This window comes from Amycolatopsis sp. NPDC049252 (genome assembly GCF_043197175.1).
Taxonomy (GTDB): Bacteria; Actinomycetota; Actinomycetes; order Mycobacteriales; family Pseudonocardiaceae; genus Amycolatopsis.
On sequence record NZ_JBICSQ010000011.1, the window covers coordinates 19,206 to 45,033 of the forward strand.

At 71.0% G+C, this 25,828-nt stretch carries 27 protein-coding genes; 18 read left to right on the plus strand and 9 right to left on the minus strand.

Going from position 1 to position 25,828, the window contains the following annotated elements; genetic code table 11:
* Positions 1-17 precede the first annotated feature (17 nt).
* Positions 18-197, plus strand: a complete 180-nt coding sequence (locus ACGFMK_RS15925) for a hypothetical protein (RefSeq protein WP_392762918.1) — start codon at positions 18-20, stop codon at positions 195-197.
* A 96-nt stretch (positions 198-293) separates the two neighbouring features.
* A complete protein-coding gene (locus ACGFMK_RS15930; RefSeq protein ID WP_392762921.1) occupies positions 294-2,102 on the plus strand; it encodes a diguanylate cyclase domain-containing protein in 1,809 nt (602 codons plus the stop codon).
* Between the two features lie 55 nt (positions 2,103-2,157).
* Here the strand turns inward: ACGFMK_RS15930 and ACGFMK_RS15935 are convergent, their stop codons facing one another.
* The 3 genes from ACGFMK_RS15935 to corA all read right to left on the minus strand — a co-directional run bounded on the left by ACGFMK_RS15935 (position 2,158) and on the right by corA (position 4,913).
* A complete protein-coding gene (locus ACGFMK_RS15935; RefSeq protein WP_392762924.1) occupies positions 2,158-2,997 on the minus strand; it encodes a chromosome partitioning protein ParB in 840 nt (279 codons plus the stop codon).
* Positions 2,994-3,644, minus strand: a complete 651-nt coding sequence (locus tag ACGFMK_RS15940) for a metallophosphoesterase (RefSeq protein ID WP_392762927.1) — start codon at positions 3,642-3,644, stop codon at positions 2,994-2,996. Before ACGFMK_RS15940 ends, ACGFMK_RS15935 begins: the two co-directional genes overlap by 4 nt.
* A 180-nt stretch (positions 3,645-3,824) precedes the next feature.
* A complete protein-coding gene (gene corA / locus ACGFMK_RS15945) occupies positions 3,825-4,913 on the minus strand; it encodes a magnesium/cobalt transporter CorA (RefSeq protein ID WP_392762930.1) in 1,089 nt (362 codons plus the stop codon).
* Positions 4,914-5,241: 328 nt separating this feature from the next.
* Between corA and ACGFMK_RS15950 the strand changes: the two genes are divergently transcribed.
* Both ACGFMK_RS15950 and ACGFMK_RS15955 read left to right on the plus strand, forming a co-directional pair.
* Positions 5,242-5,745 carry a MaoC family dehydratase gene (locus tag ACGFMK_RS15950; RefSeq protein ID WP_323334499.1) on the plus strand — a complete coding sequence of 168 codons (504 nt, stop codon included), beginning with the start codon at positions 5,242-5,244 and terminating at the stop codon, positions 5,743-5,745.
* A gap of 13 nt (positions 5,746-5,758) precedes the next feature.
* The gene (locus tag ACGFMK_RS15955; protein WP_392762932.1) at positions 5,759-6,856 is read left to right on the plus strand and encodes a DUF2332 domain-containing protein; all 1,098 of its coding nucleotides are present in this window, start codon (positions 5,759-5,761) and stop codon (positions 6,854-6,856) included.
* 32 nt (positions 6,857-6,888) lie between these two features.
* Here the strand turns inward: ACGFMK_RS15955 and ACGFMK_RS15960 are convergent, their stop codons facing one another.
* On the minus strand, positions 6,889-7,302 hold the full coding sequence (locus ACGFMK_RS15960; protein ID WP_392762935.1) for an NUDIX hydrolase: 414 nt from the start codon (positions 7,300-7,302) through the stop codon (positions 6,889-6,891).
* Between the two features lie 195 nt (positions 7,303-7,497).
* Here ACGFMK_RS15960 and ACGFMK_RS15965 point away from each other — a divergent pair, with 195 nt between their 5' ends.
* The 7 genes from ACGFMK_RS15965 to ACGFMK_RS15995 all read left to right on the plus strand — a co-directional run bounded on the left by ACGFMK_RS15965 (position 7,498) and on the right by ACGFMK_RS15995 (position 14,255).
* On the plus strand, positions 7,498-7,662 hold the full coding sequence (locus ACGFMK_RS15965; protein ID WP_167379843.1) for a hypothetical protein: 165 nt from the start codon (positions 7,498-7,500) through the stop codon (positions 7,660-7,662).
* Between the two features lie 20 nt (positions 7,663-7,682).
* Positions 7,683-8,243, plus strand: coding sequence for a PH domain-containing protein (locus ACGFMK_RS15970; protein WP_247014507.1), 561 nt, complete (start codon positions 7,683-7,685; stop codon positions 8,241-8,243).
* 48 nt (positions 8,244-8,291) lie between these two features.
* On the plus strand, positions 8,292-9,155 hold the full coding sequence (locus tag ACGFMK_RS15975) for a PHP domain-containing protein (RefSeq protein ID WP_392762939.1): 864 nt from the start codon (positions 8,292-8,294) through the stop codon (positions 9,153-9,155).
* A 1-nt stretch (position 9,156) separates the two neighbouring features.
* Complete coding sequence (locus ACGFMK_RS15980; RefSeq protein ID WP_392762942.1) at positions 9,157-9,786, plus strand: MarC family protein; 630 nt, start codon at positions 9,157-9,159, stop codon at positions 9,784-9,786.
* 125 nt (positions 9,787-9,911) lie between these two features.
* Entirely contained in the window at positions 9,912-12,398 is a 2,487-nt protein-coding gene (locus tag ACGFMK_RS15985) for an alpha-L-rhamnosidase C-terminal domain-containing protein (RefSeq protein ID WP_392762945.1), read from the plus strand.
* A gap of 162 nt (positions 12,399-12,560) precedes the next feature.
* Positions 12,561-13,412, plus strand: coding sequence for a RecB family exonuclease (locus tag ACGFMK_RS15990; protein WP_392763267.1), 852 nt, complete (start codon positions 12,561-12,563; stop codon positions 13,410-13,412).
* Between the two features lie 12 nt (positions 13,413-13,424).
* Positions 13,425-14,255, plus strand: a complete 831-nt coding sequence (locus ACGFMK_RS15995; RefSeq protein WP_392762947.1) for a hypothetical protein — start codon at positions 13,425-13,427, stop codon at positions 14,253-14,255.
* Positions 14,256-14,546: 291 nt separating this feature from the next.
* On the opposite strand, the gene ACGFMK_RS16000 is transcribed toward ACGFMK_RS15995, so the two are convergent.
* Together ACGFMK_RS16000 and ACGFMK_RS16005 are read right to left on the minus strand one after the other, a co-directional pair.
* Complete coding sequence (locus tag ACGFMK_RS16000; protein WP_392762950.1) at positions 14,547-15,887, minus strand: hypothetical protein; 1,341 nt, start codon at positions 15,885-15,887, stop codon at positions 14,547-14,549.
* A 24-nt stretch (positions 15,888-15,911) separates the two neighbouring features.
* On the minus strand, positions 15,912-17,531 hold the full coding sequence (locus ACGFMK_RS16005) for a DEAD/DEAH box helicase (protein WP_392763270.1): 1,620 nt from the start codon (positions 17,529-17,531) through the stop codon (positions 15,912-15,914).
* 420 nt (positions 17,532-17,951) lie between these two features.
* Between ACGFMK_RS16005 and ACGFMK_RS16010 the strand changes: the two genes are divergently transcribed.
* The 4 genes from ACGFMK_RS16010 to ACGFMK_RS16025 all read left to right on the plus strand — a co-directional run bounded on the left by ACGFMK_RS16010 (position 17,952) and on the right by ACGFMK_RS16025 (position 20,886).
* Positions 17,952-18,605, plus strand: a complete 654-nt coding sequence (locus ACGFMK_RS16010) for a ferritin-like fold-containing protein (RefSeq protein WP_392762953.1) — start codon at positions 17,952-17,954, stop codon at positions 18,603-18,605.
* Between the two features lie 119 nt (positions 18,606-18,724).
* Positions 18,725-18,955 carry a DUF3107 domain-containing protein gene (locus ACGFMK_RS16015; RefSeq protein ID WP_086863970.1) on the plus strand — a complete coding sequence of 77 codons (231 nt, stop codon included), beginning with the start codon at positions 18,725-18,727 and terminating at the stop codon, positions 18,953-18,955.
* A 95-nt stretch (positions 18,956-19,050) separates the two neighbouring features.
* The gene (locus tag ACGFMK_RS16020) at positions 19,051-20,319 is read left to right on the plus strand and encodes a DUF418 domain-containing protein (RefSeq protein WP_392762957.1); all 1,269 of its coding nucleotides are present in this window, start codon (positions 19,051-19,053) and stop codon (positions 20,317-20,319) included.
* 108 nt (positions 20,320-20,427) lie between these two features.
* The gene (locus tag ACGFMK_RS16025; RefSeq protein WP_392762960.1) at positions 20,428-20,886 is read left to right on the plus strand and encodes a pyridoxamine 5'-phosphate oxidase family protein; all 459 of its coding nucleotides are present in this window, start codon (positions 20,428-20,430) and stop codon (positions 20,884-20,886) included.
* Between the two features lie 169 nt (positions 20,887-21,055).
* Here ACGFMK_RS16025 and ACGFMK_RS16030 read toward each other — a convergent pair whose 3' ends face one another.
* Together ACGFMK_RS16030 and ACGFMK_RS16035 are read right to left on the minus strand one after the other, a co-directional pair.
* Positions 21,056-21,373: a DUF4873 domain-containing protein gene (locus tag ACGFMK_RS16030; protein WP_392762963.1), complete on the minus strand. Its 318-nt coding sequence runs from the start codon at positions 21,371-21,373 to the stop codon at positions 21,056-21,058.
* Positions 21,370-22,137, minus strand: coding sequence for a TetR/AcrR family transcriptional regulator (locus ACGFMK_RS16035; RefSeq protein ID WP_392763273.1), 768 nt, complete (start codon positions 22,135-22,137; stop codon positions 21,370-21,372). Before ACGFMK_RS16035 ends, ACGFMK_RS16030 begins: the two co-directional genes overlap by 4 nt.
* A 55-nt stretch (positions 22,138-22,192) precedes the next feature.
* Here ACGFMK_RS16035 and ACGFMK_RS16040 point away from each other — a divergent pair, with 55 nt between their 5' ends.
* Positions 22,193-23,101 (plus strand): diiron oxygenase, encoded by a 909-nt coding sequence (locus ACGFMK_RS16040; protein WP_392762966.1) that lies wholly within the window; start codon positions 22,193-22,195, stop codon positions 23,099-23,101.
* Complete coding sequence (locus ACGFMK_RS16045; protein ID WP_392762969.1) at positions 23,098-24,012, plus strand: alpha/beta fold hydrolase; 915 nt, start codon at positions 23,098-23,100, stop codon at positions 24,010-24,012. The genes ACGFMK_RS16040 and ACGFMK_RS16045 overlap by 4 nt, the downstream gene beginning before the upstream one ends.
* A gap of 67 nt (positions 24,013-24,079) precedes the next feature.
* Here ACGFMK_RS16045 and ACGFMK_RS16050 read toward each other — a convergent pair whose 3' ends face one another.
* A complete protein-coding gene (locus tag ACGFMK_RS16050; protein ID WP_323334475.1) occupies positions 24,080-24,706 on the minus strand; it encodes a TetR/AcrR family transcriptional regulator in 627 nt (208 codons plus the stop codon).
* A 204-nt stretch (positions 24,707-24,910) separates the two neighbouring features.
* Here ACGFMK_RS16050 and ACGFMK_RS16055 point away from each other — a divergent pair, with 204 nt between their 5' ends.
* Positions 24,911-25,819, plus strand: coding sequence for an alpha/beta fold hydrolase (locus ACGFMK_RS16055; protein ID WP_392763276.1), 909 nt, complete (start codon positions 24,911-24,913; stop codon positions 25,817-25,819).
* The last annotated feature ends 9 nt before the right edge of the window (positions 25,820-25,828 follow it).

Sequence of the window (25,828 nt, forward strand, 5' to 3'; positions counted from 1 at the left end):
GGAAGGTGACCGAGCGCGTGGACGAGGTGCTGACCTACCGCGCTTCGCTGGTCTCGCCGACGACGAACATCCATTTCTGGTCGAACAACTGTGGGGTGCCGGTGCAGGAGGGCGTGCGGGTTCCGGTGCAGCGCCCGGCACCGGCGCTGAACGCCGTGCAGGTCAGGGGGCCGGCGCAGACACCGGGTCTCGGCTGAAGATCCACTTTGGACCGAGGCACCCGATCGGGCGGTAGACACCGAAGTGTTCGCGTGGTGCGGTGGAAAACCCGATCGAGTGGTAAGGGGTGGACCTTGCGGGAGCCTGAGGTGGCGCCGGATCTCGTGGATGCCGCCCGGCGGCTGGCCGTCGCGGTAGCGGAGGGCACAGCCGCCGACCGGGAGTCGATGGTCGTCGAATTCGCGCGGAAGGTACTGGCCTCGCGCGGTGGTGAGGCCAGGTTCGCCACCTTCTACGAAAAGTGCCCGTCCGGTGTGGTTCTCGTAGATCCCAAGGGGGTGATCGGGGCCGCCAACCCGGCTTTCCTGAAACTGGCGCGCATCGGCGCCGAAGACGAGCTCCTCGGCACGCGCGCCGAAGAGCTCGGGGCGACCGCGCGGGACCGGTCGGCACTGGCCGCGGCGCTCGAAGCCGGGGACCGCGTGCTGGACCGGCTCGCGATCCGTTCCCGGCCCGACGCCTCCCGGCTCGTCCGGCTGACGGCGACGACGTTGCCGGGCGAGCGTTCCCGGTACCCGATCCTGATGTTCGAGGACACGCACGACCTGCGGCAGCTGCAGGAGACCATCCAGCACCAGAGCCTGCACGACCCGCTGACCGGCCTGCCCAACAACGCGCACTTCCGCTCCAAGCTCGAAGGCATGCTCGCCGACCGCGACCAGGGGCGGATCGGGTTGGTGTACCTCGACATCGACGGTTTCAAGGTCGTCAACGACGGCCTCGGCACCGAGGTCGCCGACAAGGTGCTGCGCGGCGTCGCGGGCACGCTGCGCGCGGTTTTCGCCCCCGCCAAGGGTTTTGTGGCCCGCCTCTTCGGCGACGGGTTCGCCGTGGCCCTGCGCGGCGAGCTCGAACCGTCGGCGGTGGTGAAGCTGGTCGAGCAGACCATCTGCGAGCTGGCCAAACCCGTTTACGCCAAGGGTGTCGGGGTCGGCGTGAGCGCCAGCGCGGGCATCGTCGTGGCGGAGGTGCCGGGCGCCGAGCACGACGAGCTGATCCGCTCGGCGGAAGTCTCGCTGCACCGCGCGAAGGAGCTGGGCAAGGCGCAGTGGGTGGTGTTCGACCCGCGGTCGGGCCGCGCCGACCGCGACCGCTACCGCCTCGCGGCGGCCATCGCCGGGGCGCTGGAGCTCGGTCAGATCACCGTCGTCTACCAGCCGCACGTCGTGCTGCCGGACGCCCAGATCGTGACGTCGCTCAACGCGGCGCTGCTGTGGAACCACCCGACGCGCGGCCGGCTGCGGTCGGAGGAGTTCTACGCGCTGGCGGAGACGACCGGGATGACGGTGCCGCTCGGCAAGCACCTGCTGAGGAGGGCCCTGGAGACGAAGGCGAGCTGGCAGGCCAGATTCGGCGACGGCGCGCCCATGGTGTGCCTGACCCTGCCCCGCCGCATGGCGATCGACGCGGACCTGGTCGCCATGGTCCGCGCGGAGCTGGACCGCGCGGGCCTGGAGCCCCGGCACCTGATGCTGTGCGCGGACGCGGAGTCTCTGATCGACGACCGCGGCGACCTGATCGACTCCCTGGGCCACCTGGCCCGCCTCGGGGTGCTGTTCGTCCTGAACATCACGGGCCTCCCGGAGCTGGAACTGATCCCGGCGCACGCGATCCCGGCCCCGGGGGTGATGCTGCGCGGCCCGATCGTCGACGTCCTGGCGGCGGACGACGCCCCGGCGTGGGCCCGCCGCAACGTCCGCCAGCTGGTGGAGCGCGCGGAGGAGATGGGCGTGAAGGTCGGCGCGTACGGCGTGGTTTCCCAGACCCAGGCGGAGTTGTTGTACGGGCTGGGCGTGGTGGTCGCGTCCGGGAGCTACCAGCCGGAGTACCAGACCAGCTCGGAGGCGGAGGTCTGGGTGGGGCGCACCTTCCCGATGGGCTAGCCACCCGCCGGGTTCGCCTCGTCGGCCAACACCCTGCCCGGAGTGGCCACTACGGCTAGCTCTGTTCGCTCCGCAGCTGCTCGATGACCTCGTCGTCCCACCGATGGGTCCGGATCAGGCGGTACCGCTCCGCCGCCACCCACATGTACGCCTCGGCGTCCGTGCGGTCACCGACCATCCCCGCCTGGCGCAGCATCCCCACCACCGGGACGAACTCCTCCTCGAACCAGCGCTGGGCGACGCTCGCGCGGTCGCAGAACCGGCCTTCGTCCTGCATCAGACGGAAGCCCCACGCTTCCACGTGCTCGCCCAGTTTCGCGTAGTCCCACGGGTCCGTCACGATCACCGACGCCCGCGCGTGGCCGGCCAGGGGGACGCGCTCCAGGAACAGCCTGCGGTAGTCCTTGACGATCAGGTCGCCGCGGTGCCGGATGCCGCTCGGGTCCAGTTTGGTGCGGACCACCGTCACGAACGCCTCTATTGTGGACAGTCCCTGCGCGTGGGCGACCGAGACCCGGTGGTGGCCGTCGATGATGAAGTGGAGCTCGCCGACGCGGTAGACCTCGATCGGCGGGATGTCCTCGCCGCGGCGGGCGGCCAGGGCCAGCCGTTCCCAGCGTTCGCGCACGCGGCCGGACGTCGGGCGGAAGCGGCGGTCGAAGTCGCGGCTGCGGTCGACCGTGCCGACGATCGAGTCCAGCTTGATCACCCGCAGGCCGATCCGGCTTTCGCCGAGGTACCCGAGCGCCTCCACGACCTCGTGGAACGGCAGCATGATGTTGACGTCGTCGGGCTCGCGCCGCAGCCACGTCGAAAGGCGCGAAAGCACCTGCTGACGCCGGGCGCGGAGGAAGTCGTTCTCGGCGTCGGCGCGCGGGAATCCCGTTTCCTTCATGAGAACTCCATGATCCGGTGGCCCACCACGTTGCGGATCCGCGTGGCACCGACGACCCGGTCGGGCACCGGCTCGCCGTGGGGGTGGATGTGCCCGTGCAGCAGCCACTTCGGGCGCAGCCGCTCGATCGTCCGGTGCAGGCAGGAGAACCCGCGGTGCGGCGGGTCCTCCCGGTCGCCGAGGTCCAGCGGCGGCGAGTGCGTCAGCAGGATGTCGACGTCACGGCCGTCGCGGCGGTGCCGCCACCGGGCGCGCCGCTCCAGTGCGCGGGCCCGGCGCGCCTGCTGGCGCTGGGTCCACTGGTTGGGCCCGTCGTTGTACCGGATCGAGCCGCCGAGCCCGGCGAACCGGATCCCGGCGACGTCGACGATCCGGCCGTCGGCGTTTACGCCGCCCGCCGGGCCCGGCCAGACCGTCGGGAAACCGTCCTTCATGGACAGTCCGCCGTAGCGGGTGTAGCCGCTCAGGTCCGGGTCGTGGTTGCCGGGCACGAACACGCACGGCGCGTCCAGGGCGCTGGCGAGGAACGCCAGGTAGTCGTAGGGGAGGTCGCCGGCGCCGATGACGAGGTCGACGGGGCGGCTGCGGACCGCGTCGGTCCACAACCGCTCGTCCACCTCGTCCGCGACCACCAGCGCTTTCGTCACGGACCCAGGGTACGACGCCCGGGCGTCATTTCATGCCGTGCGCGAACCCGGGGTCGGCGACGATGACGAAAGTGATGACGAAGATCCACAGCAGGCTGAGGGCGAGGGCCCAGGCCTTGAGGTTGGACAGCATGCGGGGCATCACGAATTCTCCGATTCCGGCGGTGGGAAAAAGGGGACCTAGAGCCAGCCGTTCTTCCGGAATATTCGGTACAGCAACAGGCAGATCGCCAGGATCACGGTGATCACCAGCGGGTACCCGAACTTCCAGTGCAGTTCGGGCAGGTAGTCGAAGTTCATGCCGTAGATCCCGGCGATCATCGTCGGCACGGTGATGATCGCCGCCCACGACGTGATCTTGCGCATGTCGGTGTTCTGCTGCAGCGAGATCTTCGCGACGGTCGCGTCGACCAGTGTGGACAGCAGCTCGTCGAACGCCGCCACGCGCTCCGACACGGTCGTGAGGTGGTCGGCGACGTCGCGGAAGTAGGAGCGGACCTCGTCCGGCACCAGCCGCGTGTAGCCCTCGGCCAGCCGCTGGACCGGCGTCGCGAGCGGCATCACCGCGCGGCGCAGCTCCAGGACCTCCCGCTTCATCAGGTAGATCTGCTCGGCGCTGACCTGCGACCGCGGCGCGAAGACCTGCGCCTCCATCACGTCGATGTCGTTCTCGATCCGGCCGGTGACGTCGAGGTAGTGGTCGACGACGTGGTCGGAGATGGCGTGCACGACCGCGGCCGGGCCGAGCTGCAGCCGCTCCGGGTCGTCGTCCAGCTCACGGCGCAGCCGGGCCAGGCCGGAGTGGTTGCCGTGCCGGACGGTGATCACGAAGTCGCGGCCGAGGAACACCATCAGCTCGCCGGTCTCGACGATCTCGTTCGCCGTGGTGGGCGACTCGTGCTCGACGTACCGGACGGTCTTGACCACCAGGAAGAGCGTGTCGTCGTAGCGCTCCAGCTTCGGCCGCTGGTGCGCCTCGAGCGCGTCTTCGACGGCCAGCTCGTGCAGCCCGAACGTCTCCGCGATGCCCTGGATCTGGTTCGCGTCCGGCTCGTGCAGCCCGATCCAGACGAACCCCTCGTGGCGCTTGCGGACCTCTTTGATCGCCTCGATGTGCGTCCAGCGGCCGGGCAGGCGCTTGCCGCCGACGTACACCGCGCAGTCCACGACGTAGGCGGACAGCGGCACCGGGATCGGCCGGACGGGGACGGCCTTGGCCCGGTTGTTGCCGCGGCCGCGAAGGCCGCCGAGCGAGGGAATGGCAGGCATGGGATCTCCTGGGCGTCGTGCGTGGTCGTGCGAGACGACTGACCAGGGGCGGAACGCGTCCGCCCGGCGACACCAGCGTTCCCGGGAAGGGGCCTACCGAGAGATGAGCCGGCCGGCGGGTGAGGTGGGAACGCTGGGACTACTAGGGAGCGGACTATCGCCACTACTCATCGAGTTCCTCACCTCCTTCGGCCGGGTACTGCAGTTGAGAAGTACGGAGTGGTGGGGCTCGCGTTGACGAGCGACAACCAATGGTTGAGGGTACTCCTCACTACGAATGCGTGTCGTACCAGGCTCACGCCGTGTTACGCGGAACAGGAGAAGACGAGTGCAGTTCGGCCGGTACTACGAGGAGTTCGAGGTCGGTGCGGTCTACAAGCACTGGCCGGGCAAAACGGTCACCGAGTACGACGACCACCTCTTCTGCCTGATCACCATGAACCACCACCCGCTGCACCTCGACGCGCACTACGCCGAAGAGACGACCGACTTCGGCAAGAACGTCGTCGTCGGCAACTACGTCTACTCGCTGCTGCTGGGCATGTCCGTGCCGGACGTGTCGGGCAAGGCGATCGCGAACCTCGAGGTCGAGTCCCTCAAGCACGTCAAGCCCACTTTTCACGGCGACACCATCTACGGCGAGACCGAGGTGCTGGACAAGACGCCGTCGAAGTCGAAGGACGACCGCGGCGTCGTGTACGTCGAGACCCGCGGGTACAAGCAGGACGGCCTGATCGTGTGTACCTTCCGGCGGAAGGTGATGGTCCCGAAGCGCTCCTACGGGGAGACTCGGGGCGGGGAGCAGCCGGGCCGGCCGACCCCGCACGAGTGATCGGGACGCGCTGATGGACCTGAACCGGATCAAGGGCGTATTGCGCACGTTCGCGGAAGTCGAGGCGCGCGGGGTTTCGCCGCTGTACGACCACCTCGCGACGCAGGCGGCCGAGGACGACGACGTCGCGGGGCTGCTGAGCGCCGCCCGCGACGGTGAGGTGCGCGCGACGCTGCTGATGGCGACCGCGCACCGGCTCGTCCAGGCCGACCCGATCCACCCGCTGTCGCGGTACTACCCGTCACTGGGCGGCTTCGACGGCGTCGACTCCGAAACCTGGCCGTTGTTCCGGTCGTTCCTGCTGGACCGGGCGGACAAGGCCCGCGCGCTGATCGCGTCGCGGTACACCCAGACGAACGAGGTCCGCCGCGCCGCGCTGCTGTACCCGGCCGTCGCCCGGGCGGCGAAGGAGGCGGGCGGGAAGGTCTCGCTCCTGGAGGTCGGCTGCAGCGCCGGCCTGCTGCTCGGCCTCGACCGCTTCGGCTACCGCTACCAGTGCGACGGCGGCGAGCAGCTGACGGCGGGCCCGGCCAAGGCCGCGGTCGGCCTGCACTGCGCGCTCGACCTGGCCCCGGGGGCGGTGGCGCCCAAGCTGCCGAAGAAGCTCGCGGTGGTGGCGCGCGCCGGGCTGGACCGGGCCCCGGTCGACGTCTCGGACGAGGACGAGCTGGCCTGGCTGGAGGCGTGCGTCTGGGCCGACCAGCCGGACCGCATCCGGCTGCTGCGCACGGCGGCGGCCGAGCAGGCCAAGCACCGGCCGTCGCTGATCACCGGGGACGGCGTGGACGACCTGGCCGCGGCGGCCGCCACGCTGCCGTCCGAGACGCCGCTGGTGGTGCTGACGAGCCACGTGCTGGCCTACTTCGCGGCCGACCGGCGTGCGGCGTTCGTCGAGGCACTGGCGGCCTTGGCGGCCTCGCGGCCGGTGTGGTGGGTCTCGGAGGAGTTCTACGGCGCGGCGCTCGAGGGTGTCCTGCCCGGCCGCGCCGACCTGGTCGGCGCCGGCCTGGCGACGCTGGGCGTGGTCCGCTGGGACGGCGGGAAGCCGGAGGCGCACGCCCTGGCCCGCACAGCGCCCCACGGGCAGCGGATGACCTGGCTGCCGGTCTAGCAGGTTCGCGAAACCACCCCGATGCCGCGGGCTCAGGCCCGCGGTAGGGCGTTCCAGTCGCGCAGCGTCACGTACAGGAGATCAACGAGCCGGCCGGTCGCCTCCAGGTCCGCAAGGTCTGCCGCATCGGACCAGCGGGCGTCCGTGGCGTCGTCACCCGCGGTGAGCACGCCGCCCGTGACGCGGCAGGCGTAGTCGTGGATTTCGTAGCGGCCGCGGGTCACCGTGCCGATCACTGTGCCCGGAATCACGTCGAGGCCCGTTTCCTCCCGCATCTCGCGAATCACGGCCGTTTCGTCCGATTCGCCGGGTTCGACTCGTCCGCCCGGCAGCGACCATTGCCCCGAACCGGGGTCGTTGGCCCGCCGGATGAGCAGTAATCGGCCCTGGTCGTCGTACGCGATCCCGCCGACGCAGCGGACGGTGGTGTCGATGGAGCCCTCCATGTCCCGAAGGGTAGACGTGACCGACTTGAAAACCGATGTCCTGTACACGGAGAGTAGCCGTGCGGTACACTCTGGACCGCGTACTGACCCAAGCGCGGGACTTTCCTCCCTCGCGCCCCTTCAGTGCGGTACAACGTAAAAAGTCAGGATTTACCTCTTGTCCGGTGTCACCGTAAGAGACGGGATTTGATCGCGGTGAACGTGAAGAAGATTGCGGGCCTCGCCGGTATCGCGTTGGTGCTGTTCTTCGTCATTGCCCAGCCCGGTCAGGCCGCGGGCCTTGTCGGCAACATCGTCGACTTCCTGCGCAGCTCGGCCGAATCGGTGATCACCTTCGTCAGCAACGTGTTCAAGGGCTGATAGGGGGCTACCCTCGAACCATGTTCGCGCCACGCGACCCCGACGAGTACCTCCTCGACACCGAGCGGCGGGTCATCCGGATCCGCCGCCACTGGGCGGTGCTGCTGTGGGACACCTTCGAGGCGGCGGCTCTGCTCGCCATCTGCGTCCTGGTGTCCTACCTGCTGCCACCTGCGCTGTACATCGGCCAGAACATCCTCTGGTACGTGGCGCTGATCGTGGTGCTGCGGTTCGCCTACGTGGTGATGGAGTGGTGGGTCGAGCGGCTGGTGGTCACGGACAAGCGGTTCGTCATGACCACCGGGGTGTTCACGACCAAGGTGCTGATGATGCCGATCAGCAAGGTCACCGACCTCAGCTACGTGCGCACGGCGACCGGCCGCATGATGGGCTACGGCACGATGGTGGTCGAGTCCGCCGGTCAGATCCAGGCGCTCAACAAGATCGACTTCCTGCCACGGCCGGAGGAGTTCTACGACACGATCTCCGAGCTGGTCTTCGGCGACAAGCAGAAGCAGGCCGAACGCTTCTCGATGATCAAGGCCCAGCGGGCCGCCCGGGGCAAGAAGCCCGTCGGCTGAGGCGTACCGGCCTACGTGTGACGTAGCGCATCGTCGACAATGGACCCGATGCGCATCGACCTGCACGCCCATTCCACCGCTTCCGACGGCACCGACACGCCGGCCGGGCTCGTCGCCGCGGCCGCGAGAGCCGGGCTCGACGTCGTCGCGATCACCGACCACGACACCACCGCGGGCTGGGCTCCGGCCACCGCGGCCATCCCACCAGGCCTGACCCTGGTGCCCGGTGCCGAGCTCTCCACCGTGTCGATCAACCCCGAGACCGGCCGCCAGATCAGCGTCCACCTGCTGGCCTACCTCTTCGACCCGACCTCCGAGGCCGTCGTCACCGAGCAGACCCGGCTGCGGGTCGAACGCCGCACCCGGCTGCGCAAGATGGCCGAGCGGATGACCGCCGACGGCCTGCCGATCGACGCCGACGAGATCTTCGGCCTGCTGCCCGAGGACTCGCCGCCCGGACGCCCGCACCTGGCCCAGGCGCTGGTCCGGGCCGGGCTGGTCAAGTCCGTCGACGAGGCCTTCGCCGACTACCTGAACCCCCGCCGCGGGTACTACGTCGCCCGCCGCGACACCCCGGTCGAAGAAGCCATCGACATGATCGCCGCGGCCGGCGGGGTCACCGTCATCGCGCACCCCTTCGCCTTCAGCCGCGGCGCCACGATCAGCGAGGACACCCTCGCCGGGCTGGCCGCGCACGGGCTCACCGGCGTCGAGGCCGACCACCCGAACCACGACCCGGCCACGCGGGCCCGCACCCGCGCGCTCGCCGGCGAGCTCGGCCTGCTGGTCACCGGCTCGAGCGACTACCACGGCACGAACAAGACCATCGCCCTCGGCGAGTGCACCACCGACCCGGGGCAGCTCGAGGAGCTCATGGCGCGGGCGACCGGTTTCCAGGTCGTGAAGGGCTGAGATGGCGATCGCCGACTTCTTCGACGCCAAGCTCTTCATGAGCGCGACCATCACCCTGGTCGTCATCATGGACCCGCCCGGCACGGTGCCGGTGTTCCTGAGCCTGGTCGGCCGCAAGCCGGTCGCGACGCGCGCCCGCGCCGCCCGGCAGGCCGTCCTGGTGTCACTGCTCGTGATCAGCCTCTTCGCCGTCGCCGGCCAGGCGATCCTGGCCTACCTCGGCATCGGCATCCCGGCGCTGCAGGGCGCGGGCGGCCTGCTGCTCCTGCTCATCGCGCTGCAGCTGCTGACCGGCGGCGGTCACGAGCAGGAGGCGGCCACCGAAGACGTCAACGTCGCGCTCGTGCCGCTCGGCACGCCCCTGCTGGCCGGGCCCGGCGCGATCGCCGCGACCATCGTGTTCGTCCGCCAGGCCGACGGGCACGCGGGCGCGTACATCGCCTTGGCCTTGGCGATCGTCACGACGCACTTCGTGATCTACATCTGCATGCGCTACTCCGGCGTCGTCATCCGGCTGATCAAGGAAAGCGGCATCACGCTGCTGGCCAAGGTGGCCGGCCTGCTGCTGGCGGCCATCGCCGTCGAGCTCGTCGCGAACTCCGTGCGCGGCTTCATCGCCGGCGGCAACTGACCCCCGCCACTCGGGTTGTCCTGCCGGACAGGATCCGGCCCGCGCGTTGACATCGTTGGCGCGCCTCCCGCAGCCTGAATCTCAACTCAGCGGTTGAAACGATTCAAACGCCTGCGGAGGCCTCGATGAAGTGGCTCAGAGCTTTCCTGCCGGTCACGGTGCTGGTGGCGAGCGGGGTGGCGGCGCTGCCCGCCGCGTCCGCCGTCGCGGCGCCGGGCTGGCAGAAGTACGTCGTCGCGCCGGCGAGCCGGGACGTCCGGCCGGTGCGCGTGCTGTCCACCACCGGCGACGTCACCAACCCGGACGGCCTGCTCGGCCGCGGCGTCACCACGCTCAAGCGGCAGGCGCCGCCGCCGAAGCCGGCCTGGCCGGGCGGGACGACGGCGGCCGCGTCGTCGTTCCACGCCCCGAACAACGGCGGCAACGGCCAGCCGCGCACGTACGACCCCGGCAACGCCGTCGACGGCAACACCGACACGTTCTGGAACGACGACACGATCGGCGCCTACCCGGACGTCCTGACGATCACCTCGGGCGCGCCCGTCGCGCTCCCCGGCGTCACCGTCCTGTCCAGTGTGGACGGTGTACCGCAGGACTACACGGTCGAGGTGCTGGACGGCGGTGCGTGGCGGACCGCGGCCATCGTCACCGGCAACACCGACGTGCAGCGCACGGTGGCGTTCGACCGCGCGGTGACGACCACGCAGGTCCGGATCACCGTGACGAAGGACCAGGCGACGCCGTCGGGCGAGTTCAGCCGGGTCACCGAGGTGTGGCCGGGCCTGGTTGCCGACCCGCCGACGCCGGTCGCGGTGCTCGACTTCGGCAAGGTCGTCTCGGGGTACCCGAAGATCTCCTTCGCGGGCGCGTCGGCGAACCACCCCGGCATCCGCGTCTCGACGTCGGAAACCCAGCAGTACCTGGGCGAACGCTCCGACTTCTCGCGGTCGGACTTCTCCGGCGGGCCGGGCAGCGACCAGATCGCCGTGCCGGCGACGCCGACGGTCTGGCGTGACACGAAGGGCTGCCAGAGCGGCACGCAGGTGTGCGCGGACGGCCTGCGCGGCTTCCGCTACCTGCGGATCAGCCTCGACGCCCTCGCGTCGGACGCGCCGCTGACCCAGGCGTCCGGTGAGGTGCGGATCAACGGCGTCTCGCTCGACTTCACGCCGTTCCTCGGCACGCCGAGCACCTACCGCGGCTGGTTCGAGTCGTCCGACGACGCGCTGAACCGCTACTGGTACAACGCTTCCTACACCAACGAGCTGGGCATGGACACGTTCCGCGAGTCCGATGTGGACCCTCGCGGCGCGTTCTCGCCGTCGCTCGACGGGAAGGTCGTACTGCACGACGGCGCGAAGCGCGACCGGGACCCGTACGTCGGCGACGTCGCGATCTCCGGGCTGACCGAGTACCTGACGCACCAGGACGGCACGGCGGCGCGCAACGTGCTCGCCGACCTGGCCGGCCACCAGCGCGCGGACGGCTGGATCCCGCCCGCGTCGATCAACGGCTACACGCTCCCGCTGTTCGACTACCCGCTCTGGTGGGTGACCGCGAGTTGGGACTACGTGCTCTACACCGGCGACACCGGGTACGCGTCTTCGTACTACGCGAACCTCGTGAAGACGCTCGACGCGTGGTACCCGTCGGTCACCGACGCACACGGGTTGCTTTCGAAGGGCCTCAACGGCACCGGCGGTTACGGCGACTACGCGTTCCTCCCGCGGACCGGCGAAGTGACGTACTACAACGCGTTGTACGTCCGGGCGTTGCAGGGCGCGGCCGGGCTCGCGCGGGCGACCGGGCACGCCGCCGACGCGGATCGGTGGCTTTCGCGGGCTTCCGGCGTCGCGGCTGCGGTGAACCAGTACCTGTGGGACCCGGCGGCGGGGGCGTACCTCGACTCGGCGACGGGCGCGGTGCGCCACGGCCAGGACGGCAACAGCCAGGCGATCGTCGCGGGTATCGCGTCGCCGGCGCAGTCCTCGTCCGCCTTGGCCCGGCTCGCGGCCGGGGCGTTGCCGTACGGGAACCCGTTCATGGACAACGACACGCTGGTTTCGGACGGCACCAAGCGCGTCTACGCGTTCACGTCGTACCCGGAGCTGGTGGCGCGGTTCCAGACCGGGCAGGCGGCGTCCGCGATCGACCAGATCAAGCGGATGTACGGCTGGATGACCAGCCACGACCCGGGCATCACGGACTGGGAGGGCATCGGCGACGGCGGTTCGCACTACGAGCAGGGCTACACGTCGGCGGCGCACGGCTGGTCGACCGGCGTCGTGCCGGCGCTGACGAACGAGCTGCTGGGCGTCTCGCCGACGTCCCCCGGCTTCGCGACGTGGCAGGTCGCGCCGAAGCCGGGCACGGTCGCCTGGGCCCGCGGCGCGGTACCGACGCCCAAGGGCGCGGTGTCGGCGTCGTGGTCCCAGGTCGGTTCGGTGTTCTCGCTGACGGTGACGGCGCCGCGCGGGACGTCCGGCTCGCTGGCGGTGCCCGCCGGGCACCTGGTGCTGCTGGACGGCCGGGTCGTCCGGACGGCGGCGGTGAACGGCACGGTCACGGTCCCCGCCGGCGCCGGCACCCACACGGTGCTGGTGGTGCGGTAGGCGGTGCGGTAGGAAAGCCGTGAAGGCCTCCTTACCGGCTCTTATGGCCGGGAAGGAGGCCTTCACGGCTTTGTGCTGGTGGTGCGGGCGCGGCGGCCGGCGCGGGTCCGGCGCGGAAAGTGTCGGTGGTGGTGCGTAGCGTGGGGAACCGTGAAGGAGCAGATGGGCTTCGATTTCGGTGTCGCGCAACCGGTACGGCTGACGAAGGTGTCGCCGGCGCGGCTGGCCACCTTCGACGACTGCCCGCGCCGGTACCGCTTGTCGTACCTGACGCGGCCGACGCCGCAGCGCACCGGGCCGTGGGCGCACAGCACGCTCGGCGCGGTGGTGCACAACGCGTTGCGGGCGCTGTTCGACCTGCCGGCGGCCAAGCGGGTGCCGCAGCGGGCCGTCGCGCTCGTCGCCGAGCACTGGAAGGACGCCGGCTTCGAGGACGCCGAGCAGGCCGCCCGCTACCGGGCGCGGGCGAAGGGCTGGGTGGCGGAGTACGTCGAGGACAACGACGTCACCCACGACCCGGTCGGGCTCGAGCGCTGGGTGTCGGCGCCGGTCAGCGCGACGCCGGGGGAGCGGCCGTCGATGATCATCGAAGGCCGCACGGACCGCATCGACCAGCGTGACGGCGAGCTGGTGATCGTCGACTACAAAACGGGCCGCCGCGCGCCGGACGAGTTCGAGGCGCGGGCGTCGCAGGCGCTGGCGCTGTACGCGGTGGCGTCGGCGCGCACGCTGCGCACGCCGTGCACCACGGTCGAGCTGCACCACCTCCCGACGGGCACGATCGCGGCGGCCGAGCACACGCCGGAGAGCCTGCAGCGGCACCTGCAACGCGCCGAAGAGACCGCCGGTGACCTGAGGCTGGCCACGGATACCCTGGACGCGGGCGGCGACGAGGACGTGGTGTTCCCGGCCCGCCCGGACCGGCGTTGCGCCTGGTGCGACTTCAGGCCGAGCTGCGCGGTGGGTCAGGAAGCGGCCCCGCAGGCGCAGCCGTGGGACCTGCTCGCGCCCTGAACAGGAGAGAAAGTGGCCTCACCGGACACCGAGGAACTGGCAACGGTCCCCCAACCGACACCGGCGCCGGACACGAAGAAGGCACTCCAGCCGGTCGCCGAGGACCCGGCCACGGCCGAGACGGCACCCCACCGGGCCATCGATCCGGCAGTGTCCGCGGCTGAGGTGGCGCCTCACCGGGCCGTCGATCCGGCAGTGTCCGCGGCTGAGGTGGCGCCTCACCGGGCCGTCGATCCGGCAAGGTCCGCGGCTGAGGTGGCGCCTCACCGGGCCGTCGATCCGGCAAGGTCCGCGGCTGAGGTGGCGCCTCACCGGGTCATCGATCCGGTCGGGTCCGCGACTGAGGCGGCGGCCCACCGGGCCGTTGACCCGGCAGCGGCCGTGGCTGAGACGGCGCCCCACCAGGCCATCAACCCGGCCGACGGTGAGATAGCGCCGCAAGAGGCCCTCACCGGCCCGGCGGAGGCGGTGCCCAGCGCAGCCGGTGCGGACGAGCCAGCTGCCGCAACCGGCGCGGACGGAGGCTCTTCGCCGGAAACCGTCGAGCAAGGCGTAGGCAAACCGGCCAAGCAGCGCGGCCGCTGGTGGCGCGGCTTCACCGGCTCACTGGCCGCAGGCCTCACGGTCCTGGCCGTCGGAGTGCTGGTGGTCGCGGGAGTCTGCCTGTACACGGACGCCCCCGGCCCCGGCCCGGTGCTGCTGATCGGTCACCCGGTGGCCGCGGTGCTGGCGTTGCTGGCCCAGCGGGTCGCCGACCGTCGCAACGGGCTTCCCGCCGCCGGCGCGGGGATCGCGGTGGTCCTTTTTGTGGTCTCCGCCCTGACCCTCTTCTGGCTCACCTGACGAAGTCCGGGCCGGCAACCCGCGTGACCAGCTCCGCGACCTTGCCTGGCCAACCCCGGAACCGCGCGACCAACCCCAGAACCCCCGTGACTAGCTCCGCACCTCGCGTATTCAGCTCCGCACGTGGCGTGATCAGACCCGGAACTCGCGAGTTCCGGCCCTCATCACGCCAGTCACGAGCTGGATCACGCCAGTTCCGTCCCTGATCACGCGGAACCCGCCCGATCAGGCGGGCATCTCACGTGATTGGCGGGGCGACTCGTGGGATTGAGGAGTCGACTCGGGACTGGGTTACTTCAGAGCCCTCAGGGTGTCGCCGCGCTGTTCCAGCAGGACTGGGCCTGCTGTGCCCAGCCGGACCGGGCCCGTGTAGCCGCGGCGATCGACGCCCACCGTGCGGATCGTGGAGCCGTCGTTCTCGTTCAGCACCGCCAGGCCGCCCTTGATCGGGACCACCAGCTGGCTCGCGAACGTCACGCCCGGGCCCATCGCGCTGCTCAGCGTCCAGCGCGGCGAGAGGTCGTCGCGGGACATCGCCACCACCTTCGAGCCGCTGAACCAGTACACGCCCGCCGCGGTCTGGGTAGTCGCCTCGGTGCCGCCCGGGGGGTCGGCGGCCAGGTCGGCCGGCGGGACGTCCAGGGGGTAGGCCGCGCGCTGGGAACCGTCGCCGTTGAAGACCACGAGGAGCTTCTGGTCCGGCAGGACCACCGCCGTCAGGTCGCCCGACATCGCGATCACGCGCGCCCGCTTGCCGGCCAGCACGGAGCTGAACGCCACCTGGGGCTCGTCGTCCTTCTCCGGCGCCGCCTTGTAGACGGTCAGGCGGTCCGCCGGGTCGCCCGGGCAGCGCTCGATGACGCCGACCTTGCTCGACGCCGCCGCGACCGTGCCGTACGTGCAGCCGGTGCGCGGCTGCTTGCCCGCGTTGACCAGCGCCGGGACCTGGCCGTATTCGGCGCTCTGCACCAGGTCGTCGCGCCAGGTGTCGAGCAGCTTCTTGCCGGTGGTGGTCACGTGCGAGCCGTCGCTGACGAGCTGCGTGCCCAGCTCGGCGTTGCCGTTGCGCTGGGCGGTGATCCGGCCGGTGCCCGGGTCGAGCTGCGTGACCTCGCTGCAGTTCTCGGTCTTGTGGTAGACGGCGTTGACCCGCCCCCACGTCTCGTTCATGGTGCACAGGGGCAGGTCACGCGTGTAGTGCCAGCGGATCTGCCCGGTCAGCGGGTCGCGCGAAGCGACCTCGCCGCCGTCCGCCGTGACCACGGAATCGCCGGTGGACACCGGGACCGGCGTCGCGCCGCTGCGGGCGCTCCAGATCTCGGCCAGCGAGCCGGGCACCGCGTTCGGCGCCGCGGGCAGCGGCGGGGGCGGGTCCGCCTCGGTCCGGTCGGTGGCCGCGCTGTCGCTGGTCGTGCCGATGACCAGCGCGACCGCGACGACGAGCACCGCGATCACCGCGGCGAGGACCCGGTCCCGGCCGCGGTTCCAAGGCGAACGACGTGCCTTGACCCGCGGCTCGGGCGGAGCGGGTTCGACGTCGTCGAGGACGTCTTCGGAGCCGTAAGCGCCTTCCGAAGGCTGCTCCGGCTCTTCTTCGGGCAAGGGCGAAGCAGCCTTGTCCTCGTCGCTCACTTACCCGCTCCCCGCGCTAAAGCCTCAGTCTGCCGACGCAGGTGTATCAGAAGTCGCGGCCGGGCGGCGACGGCGGCGCCGCCGAGCGGGGCGTTCGGCGTTCTCGCCGGACTCCTTCTCCGCCGGGCCGGCCGTCTCCGGAGCCGTGCCGCGGGTGCGGCGGCGGGTCCGGGTGCGGCCTTCGGCAGCGCCGTCTTCCGCTGGGGCGGCAGCCGCGTTGTCGGTGGCCTCGCTCGTCTCGCCCGTCCGCGCGGCACCGCGGGTCCGCTTGCGCGGGGCGCGGTTGCGCTTGCGCGGCTCTTCCTCGGACGACGGCGACTCGGGGCCGCCGGCGGAGGTGTTGCCACGGCCCTGGGCACCACGGCCCCGGCGCTTGCCGCCCAGGTCCTCTTCGACCTCGGCGCCCAAGCCCGCCCGGGTGCGGTTGGCCAGCGGCAGCCGACCGGTCTTGCCCTCCGGGATGCCCAGGTCTTCGTACAGGTGCTTCGAAGACGAGTACGTCTCCACCGGCTCCGGCTTGTCGAGGCCCAGGGTGTCCGAGATGAGCTTCCAGCGCGGCATCTCGTCCCAGTCGACGAGGGTGACCGCGACACCGGTGCGGCCCGCGCGGCCGGTGCGGCCGATGCGGTGGACGTAGGTCTTCTCGTCGTCCGGGCACTGGTAGTTGATCACGTGCGTGACGTCGTCGATGTCGATGCCGCGGGCGGCGACGTCGGTCGCGACCAGCACGTCGACCTTGCCGGAGCGGAACGCGCGCAGGGCCTGCTCGCGGGCGCCCTGGCCCAGGTCGCCGTGCACGGCCGCCGCGGCGAACCCGCGCTCGACCAGGTCGTCGGCCACCTTCTGCGCGGTGCGCTTGGTGCGGCTGAAGATCATCGTGAGGCCGCGGTCGGACGCCTGCAGGATGCGGGCGATGACCTCGGGCTTGTCCATCGAGTGCGCCCGGTAGACGAACTGCGTGGTGCGCTCGTGGATCGCGCTCGCGTCGTTTTCCTCGGCGCGGATGTGCGTCGGCTGGTTCAGGAACGTGCGGGCCAGCGTGATGATCGGCCCCGGCATGGTCGCCGAGAACAGCATCGTCTGGCGCTTGTCCGGCACCATCCGCAGGATGCGCTCGATGTCGGGCAGGAAGCCGAGGTCGAGCATCTCGTCGGCCTCGTCCAGCACGAGCCCGCGGACCTTGCCGAGCACCAGGTGCTTCTGCTCGGCGAGGTCGAGGAGCCGGCCCGGGGTGCCGACCACGACGTCGATGCCCTTGCGGAGCGCCTCGATCTGCGGCTCGTAGGGGCGGCCGCCGTAGATGGCCAGGGTGCGGATGCCGAGGTGCTTGCCGGCGCCCTTGAGGTCGTTGGCGACCTGGATGCACAGCTCGCGGGTCGGGACCACGACCAGCACCTGCGGGGTGCCGTCGCCCGGCACCTCGACGCGGTGCAGCAGCGGGACGCCGAAGCCCAGCGTCTTGCCCATGCCGGTGCGGGCCTGGCCGATGAGGTCGTCGCCGGCCATCGCCAGCGGCAGGGTGAGTTCCTGGATCGCGAAGGTCCGCTCGATGCCGACTTCGGCGAGGGCCTTGATGATCTCCGGCTTGACGCCGAACGACGCGAAGGTCGGGGCTTCGGGCTCGACCTCGACGCCCGCCTGCAGCGGGTGCGAGGTGTCGAGCGCGGCCGGGCCGGTCTCGCTGTGTTCCAGCGCGACGGCGGGGGAGTTCTGTTCGGTTGTGGGGTTTTCTGCGGTCAGGGTGATCGCCTCTCTCGTGACCAGCGCGCACAACCCTGAGTCCCGTTTCGACACTCGACCGGGAGTAAACCCTGGTCCCCAGCGCTGTTGTGAAGCGCGGAACCGGTCCGTCCCGGGAATGCCGGAAGAGGCGTGCACGCACATTGCAGTACGTCGGCCAGCCTCCTGGCCAGCCTGTTTCCCGACGCCGGTATGGCGTACGGAAGCTCTATGTCAAAGGCAGTGTACCTGGTCAGCAGTTTTTCGACAGTACCCGGCACGCCGGAGGCAGTGGGATCGGTCTCGTCCCGACACGCCCGGGTGCTTCGGCGATACCCTGCTGCCGTGACCGACCCGAAAGAGATCACCGAAGGCGTCGTCGACCTTCTGGGTGTGATCGCCTACCTCGAGCTGTCCGCGTTCGACCGGCTGGCGGAGGACGCGCGCAGCGCCCCCACACTGGCCGGGCGGGCCGCGCTGGCGGCCATGGCGGCCGCCGAGATCGGTCACTACGGCCTGCTGTCCGCGCACCTGGCCGCGCACGGCGTCGCGATCGAGGACGCGATGGCGCCGTTCCCGAAGCACATCGACGACTGGCACGCCTCCACCCCGCCGAAGTCGTGGCTGGAGTCGCTGGTCAAGGCCTACGTCGGTGACGGGCTCGCCGCCGACCTCTACCGGGAGATGGCCAGCTGGCTGGACCCCGAGACCAAGGACCTGGTGCTCACCGTGCTGGCCGACACCGGGCACTCCGCCTTCGCCGAGCGCGAAGTGGCTGCCGGGATCGAAGCCGACCCCAAGACCCGCGACAAGCTCGCGCTGTGGGGGCGCCGCCTGCTCGGCGAAGCCCTCACGCAGGCCCAGTACGTCGTCGCCGAGCGCGACGGCCTGGCCGAGCTGATCATCGCCGGATCGGGCGACCTCTCCGGAATTGCGGCACTGTTCCGGCGGTTGCAACAGGGGCACACGAAGCGCATGCAGGCGCTCGGCCTGGGCTGATCCCGATGGAGTACCAGGACACGACGAAGTGGCCGGGCGCGGACATGCGGCACCGCAACGACCCGGTTCGGTTAGCCTTGCCGAGCACATCCCTTTCGAATTTCCAGCGGAGGTCCCACGTGGAGGTCAAGATCGGCATCAAGGACACCCCGCGCGAGCTGGTGGTGTCCAGTGGCCAGTCTCCCGAAGAGGTGGAGAAGCTGGTCGCCGAGGCCCTGACGGCCGGTGACGGGCTCTTCCGCCTCAGCGACGAGAAGGGCCGGAAGTACATCGTGCCCTCCGACCGCATCGCCTACGTCGAGATCGCGCCGTCGGACGTCCGCAAGGTCGGCTTCGGCGTCGGCGACTGACATCACACCGCGGTAACCGCCCGGTCTCAGCTCGCTCTCAGCCCCGTCCGTCACCGTGCCCCGGCAGGGGACGGACGGGGTGAACGAGAGATGAGGTGGACGGCGTCCACGCGGTACCAACGGCTCCGGAACGGAGCCGCGAACACCAGGCCACGGCCGGTCTCGCTCCCCGGAGCGGACCGGCCGTCCGCCTCACCGGGGTCGACGTGGCCCGCGGGGTCGCGGTCCTCGGCATGTACGCCGTGCACGTCGGGCCGAACCCGCTGGACGGCGGCGGCGCCGGCTGGTTCAAGCCCTTCGAGGGCCATTCCGCCGCGCTCTTCGCGGTGCTCGCCGGGGTCTCGATCGCGCTGATGTCCGGCGGGCGGCGCCCGAAGGAAGGCCGCGCTCGCACACGCGTCGCGCTCCGGCTGGCGACCCGGGCCCCGCTGCTGGTCGCGCTGGGGCTCCTGCTGAGCGGGCTCGGCACCGGTTACATGGTCATCCTCGCCTACTACGGCGCCTGCTTCCTGCTCGCGATCCCCTGGCTGCGCTGCCGGGCGCGGACGCTCGCCGTCGCCGCGCTGGTCACGGCCGTGGTGATGCCGCTGGTCTCGTTCGCGCTGCGGTCCGTCTTCGCGCCGCGCGACCTGGTCTTCGAGGCGCCGGACATCGCCTGGGGCGACTTCGCGACCTGGCACGGCCTCGGGCGCGCGGCCGGCGTGCTGCTGCTGACCGGGACGTTCCCGGCGGTCACGCTGATGGCGTACCTGTTCGCCGGGATGGCGATCGGACGGCTCGACCTGCGCTCCCCGGTGGTCGCCCGCGCGCTGTGCTTCGGCGGGGCGGCGCTGGCCCTCGGCGCGTACGGCGTCTCGTGGCTCGCGACGCGCGCCTTCGGTGGTCTGGAAGCGGTTCACCGTGCGCTGGAACCGGCCGCGGCGAGCTACGGGATGAGCCCGGAAACGCTGCTGCACCTCGACGAATCGTGGATCCACGGCACCCCGCCGACCACGACGTGGGCGTGGGAACTGCTGCCGAGTGGTGCGTCGTGCACGCCGTTCGACCTGCTGGTGTCGATCGGCGTCGCGGCGTCGGTGCTCGGCGGGTGCCTGCTGCTCCCGCCGTTTTTCGAGCGGCTCCTGCGCCCGCTGGCGGACCTCGGCGGCCGCGCGCTTTCCGCGTACGCGCTGCACTTCGTGGCGATCTGGCTGATCTGGGACAGCGACGGCGACCGCTCGGACGTGTTCGCCCTCACCCATTTCGTGGCCTTCTCGGCGGTCGCGCTCATCGCCTCGGTGGCCTGGCGTCGCCGGATCGGGCGCGGCCCGCTCGAATGGGCGATGGCGCGGCTCTCACGGTGGCCGGACCGGGTCCTGCCCTAGGTTCACCGGATCGGTGAGTTCTTGTTGGTGTGTCGGGGTTTCGCCCTCTAACTTCGGCTGGCGATCCGGCGCCGCGGGGCCCGGACGGGCACTCTCTCGGAGCGGTAGATGACCACTGTCGAACCCACGGCCACCGCCGTGGCGGATCTCGTGCGGAACACCCTGGCGACGCACAAGTCGCTGTTCCTCGCCACGGCGGGCAGCGACGGGTCCTGGGTCGGCGGCGTGTACTTCGCCGAGAGCGACCCGTTCACGCTGAACCTCGTGCTGGAGCGGCGCGGCCGGACGCTCGCGGCGATCCAGGAGAACCCGGTGGTCTCGCTGGTCGTGTCGACCGGTTCGCCGATGCAGCCGTTCCTCCAGGCGCAGGCCCTGGCGGAGATCGTGGCGGGTGAGCAGGACACGCGGGTGCGCGAGCAGCTGGTCGCGAAGGTCCCGGAGGCGGCCCCGTTCCTGGACGCCCCGGTCGCGGCGATCCGCCTGAGCGTGCGTGGCTGGCGCGCCACGGACATCGCGAACGGCTGGCTGCCGGGCCGCGACCTGCCGGCACCCCGCGTCGCCAACTGAGCCAATCCCGGCACGGCCATCGCGCGGGTGGCCGAGCCGGTTCCTGCCGCACCGCCCGCGACGACGCCTTCCGGGGCCGGCGTCGTCGCGGGCGGTCGCGAAAAGTCCGTGAATGTCGCATTGAGGGACTTGAAGTCCGTGAATGCGACATTCACGGCCCGGTACCGGCTCAGGCGTTGAGTTCTTCCAAACTCGTCGGCACGTGGAACGGCGGGGTGCTCGTGCCCATGATGCGGTAGCGGCCCCACGGGTCCGGGTCGGACAGCTCGCCCGTCGCCGAGTGCGAGCCCGCCCGGATCTCGACCGCCTTCTTCTTGCCGCCCGCCAGGCGGGCCAGCTCTTCGTGCACCGCCACCCGGCCGTACCAGCGGTAGAAGCCGTCGATCGGCTGGAAGTAGCCGCGCAGTTCCACCTGGGCCGTCAGCGAAACGCCGTCGACCACCAGGGTCGCCTCGCCGCTGTAGCCGTCTTCGTCGTGGTCGCTCATGACGTTTCCTCCACGGGGTCGGTACGGCCCAGCTGGACCACCTTGTTCGCCTCCAGCGGCAGGTTCGGGTCGATGACCACGCCGTTCTGGCGGGTCAGCCCGTCGATGGCCGCCCAGATGATCTGCGTCAAGTATTCGACGACGGCGTCGCGGCCCATCGAGCGCCGGTCCAGCCACCACTCGCCGGTGTTCTGGACCATGCCGACGATGCCGTGCGCCCACGGCTCGGCCGCGCCGGAGTCCATGTTGAACATCCGCATGTAGTCGCCGAGCAGCGCGGTCAGCGCCGTCGCGATCAGTTCCTTGTCCTCGGCCACGACGTCGGAGCTGACCGGCTTCTCCGGCCGGCCGTGCGCGAGCAGCCGGTAGAGGTTCGGGTGCTCCTCGATCACCGTGAAGAACGCGTCGAGCGCCATCCGGATCCGCGGGACCGGCGCCAGTTCGGCGTTGATCGCCGGGATCAGCCGCTCGAAGAGGATCTCCGTGCCGCGCTGGCCGAGGGCGACGTAGAGGTCGGCCTTGTCGTCGAAATGCCGGTACAGCACGGGTTTCGTGACGCCCGCCTCGGCGGCGACGTCCTCCATGCCGAGGTCCGGGCCGTGCGTGTCGAGCGCGCGCAGGGCGGCCTCGACGAACTCCTTGCGCCGCGCGATCCGGTGCTTGCGCCAGCGGTCGCGGCGGGCGTCGCCGGTCACCTCGCCGTCGTGCGACGAGGGCTTGGACTGCTTGCCGGAGCGCTTGACACGTTCGATCACGAGAGGGATGCTACCAAAGGTAACTGTTACCGCAAGTTACATGTTTCGGAAGGGGTTGTCGGCAATGACGCGGACGCTGAAAGAACCGGATCGCGAAAAGACCGCGGAGCGCCTGCTCAAGTCGTCGGCGAACAAGTTCTACGACCCCGACGTCGACATCGACTGGACCGCGCCGCTGGTCGAGGGCAAGCGGTTCATCCTCGACGAGCGCTCCTCGCTCTACGGCACCGAGCTGTGGGACAAGCTGACGCCGGAGCAGCGCATCGAGCTCGGGAAACACGAGGTCGCCAGCGTCGCCACCACCGGGCTGTGGTTCGAAATCCTCCTGATGCAGATGCTGCTCAAGGAGGTCTACGAGCAGGACCCGACGTCCGCGCACGCGCAGTTCGCGCTCACCGAGATCGCCGACGAATGCCGGCACTCCACGATGTTCGCGCGGATGGCGTCGCGGATCGGCTGCCCCGCCTACGGCCCGGTGCCGTGGCTGCGGCGCCTGGCCAAGCTGATGCCGACGATCTCCTACGGCCCGGCGCGCTACGGCGCGATCCTGGTCGCCGAGGAGGTGCTCGACCGGCTGCAGCGCGAGCAGATGAACGACGACGGTGTCCAGCCGCTGGTCCGGATGGTCAACCGGATCCACGTGCTGGAGGAGGCGCGGCACGTCACCTTCGCCCGCGAAGAGGTCACGCGCGGCATGGCGAAGCTGTCCAAGGCCAAGATCGCCTACCAGCAGTTCGTCATCGCCCTCATCTCGTACTTCGTGACGCGCGCGTTCATCAACCCGAACGTCTACAAGGCGGTCGGCATCCGGCCGCGCGACGGCGTCGAAGCGGCCCTGAACAACCCGCACTGGCAGGGCACGATCGCCTGGGCCGGGGAGAAGATCATGCCGTTCCTCGAGGAGTCGGGCCTGGTCGGGCTGCCCGGGAAGTTCTTCTGGCGCAAGTCCTTCCTGCTCCCGGCGGGCCGGTGACCACCGCGTCGCGGCTGCGCGACCCGTCGATCGCGCACCGGTTCGTCGCGAGCGACGGCGCCGCGCTGCACGTCGAGCTGTCCGGGCCCGCCGACTCGGCGGTGACGCTGGTGCTGGTGCACGGCTGGACGCAGGACCACCGCACGTGGGACTTCGTGCTGCCGCACCTGGACCCGGGTGTCCGGGTGCTGCGCTACGACCTGCGCGGCCACGGCGGCTCGGCGCACGCGCGTCCCGGCTCGGCGTCGATCGCCCGGCTCGCCGACGACCTGGCCGAGGTGATCGCCGACCGCGTCCCGAACGGGCCGCTCGTGCTCGCCGGTCACTCGATGGGCGGCATGACGCTGATGGTCCTGGCCGAACGGCACCCGTCGCTCGTCGCCTCGCGGCTCGCCGGGGCGGCGTTCGTCGCGACGTCGTCGGGCGACATGGACCGGCTGACGCTCGGCTTCCCGGGCCTGGTCGGCCGGGGCGTCACGCGCTTCGAGCCGCGGCTGGCCCGTCTGCTGGCGGGCCTGCGGTCGGACACGCTGCGCCTGCGGCCGGGGATGGTCCGATCCGGGTCGCGCCGGCTGGTCTTCGGCGACCGGCCGGGCCGCGCGCAGGTGGACAGCGTCGTCGAGCAGCTGCTGTGCGCGCACCCGGCGAGTGCCGGGCTGTTCCTGGACGCGATCGCGTCGCACCGCGGCATCGGCGGCCTGGGCGCGCTCTGCGACGTCCCGTCGGTGGTGCTGGCGGGGGAGAAGGACCGGCTCTGCCCGCTGGCGCACGCGAAGGTGATCGCGGACGAGCTGCCGCACGCGGAGTTCGTCCGCTACCCGGGCGCCGGGCACATGCTGCCGCAGGAACGGCCTTACGAAGTGGCTCGCCGCATCTCGGCCCTGGTCCGCACGGCCGTCACCACCCGCTGACGCCAGAAGTCCGTGAATGTCGCATTGAGGGACTCAGAGTCCCTCAATGCGACATTCACGGACTTTGTCAGGAGTCCTTGAGCGGGAAGCCGCCGCCGATGCCGCGCCAGGCCAGGTTCGCCGTCAGGGCCACCGCTTCCTCGCGGCTCATCGACTGGTGGTGCTGCAGCCAGAACCGGGCGCTGACCTGGCTCATCCCGACCAGCCCGACGGCCAGCAGCCGCGCCTTGTCCTCGTCGAGGCCGGCGTCCGCCGTGATCGTGTCCGTGATCGCGTCCACGCTCGCCGAGGTCGCGCGGTCCACCGCTTCCTGGACCGCCGGCTCGCCGCGCAGGTCGGACTCGAACACCATGCGGAACGCGCCCGCGTCGTTGCTGACGAAGTCGAAGAACGCGCCGACCGTGGCCGGGACGCGCTGCTTGTTCTCCGTCGTCGAGTCCAGCGCGTTCTGCACGCGCTTGACCAGCTCGTCGACGTGGCTTTCGAGCAGCGCGATGTACAGGTCGAGCTTGCCGGGGAAGTGCTGGTAGAGCACCGGCTTGCTGACGCCCGCGACCTCGGCGATCTCGTCCATGGCGGCGGCGTGGTAGCCGTTCTCGGCGAAGACCCGCTGCGCCGCGGCGAGGAGCTGGGCCCGGCGCTCCGTCCGGGGCAAGCGCACCCCTCGTTGCTGCAACCGCGTCATCTCCGTCATGCTCTTCCTCCCGTCTTCAGCCTCTTCGACGGGCGGGGTCGCCACCGCGTGAAGTCGACCTGAAGATTACTCGCCGGTACGCGTGCTGTGCCAAGTGTCGGGCATCCTGGAGCCGTGAAGACCTCCGACCACCGCCCTGGCGACGTCGGCCCGGCCCGCCCGCCGGTGACCCACGTGCCCCTCTCGACCAGGGCTTTGCCGTCGATCGAGCCGGTGCTGCCGCCCTGGCCGGCGACCTTCGAAGAGGTCGGCACCGCCCGGCTCCACGTCCGCCGCACCCCGGGCCCGGACGGCGTCCCGGCGGTCTACCTGCACGGTCTCGGCGGCTCGTCGACGAACTGGACCGACCTGGCCGCGCTGCTCGCGCCGGTCGCCGGCGGCACCGCGCTGGACCTGCCCGGCTTCGGCTGGTCCGAGCCCGAGGCCGGGTTCGACTTCAGCCTCGAAGCGCACGCCGAGGTCGTCGCCCGCCACGTCCGTGAGGTCGGCGCGCCCGTCCACCTGCTCGGCAACTCCATGGGCGGCGCCATCGCGCTGATCCTGGCCGCGCGGCACCCGGAGCTCGTCAAGACGCTGACGCTCATCTCGCCCGCGATGCCCGACCGCCGCCCCGACCCGCGGCGCCTGTCGGACCCGCGGATGGCGCTGGCCTACCTGCCGCTGGTCGGCGCCCGGGTGCGCGCGCAGCTCGCGGCGATGGGCCCGCGGGAACGCGCCGCCCAGGTCATCAAGCTGTGCTTCGCGGACCCGTCGAAGTTCCCGGAGAGCCGGCTCGACGAGCTGACCGAGGAACACGGCGCCCGCGCGGGCTTCGACTGGGCCGCGCCCGCGATGGCGCGCAGCACCTTCGGCATCTTCCGGGCGTGGTCGGCGGTCGGGAAGGCGTCGCTGTGGTCCCTCGCGCCGGTGGTGAAAGCGCCGACACTGGTCGTCTGGGGCCGCGAGGACCGGGTCATCTCCGTGCGACGCGCCGTGCGCACCGCCCGCGCGATCCCGCGGGCCCGGCTGCTCGTGCTCCCGCGCACCGGCCACGTGGCGCAGATGGAGCGGCCGATCGTCGTGGCGAAGGCCGTCCTCGGCATGTGGGAGCACGTCGAAGCCGGGAATTGGTAGCCCGATCGG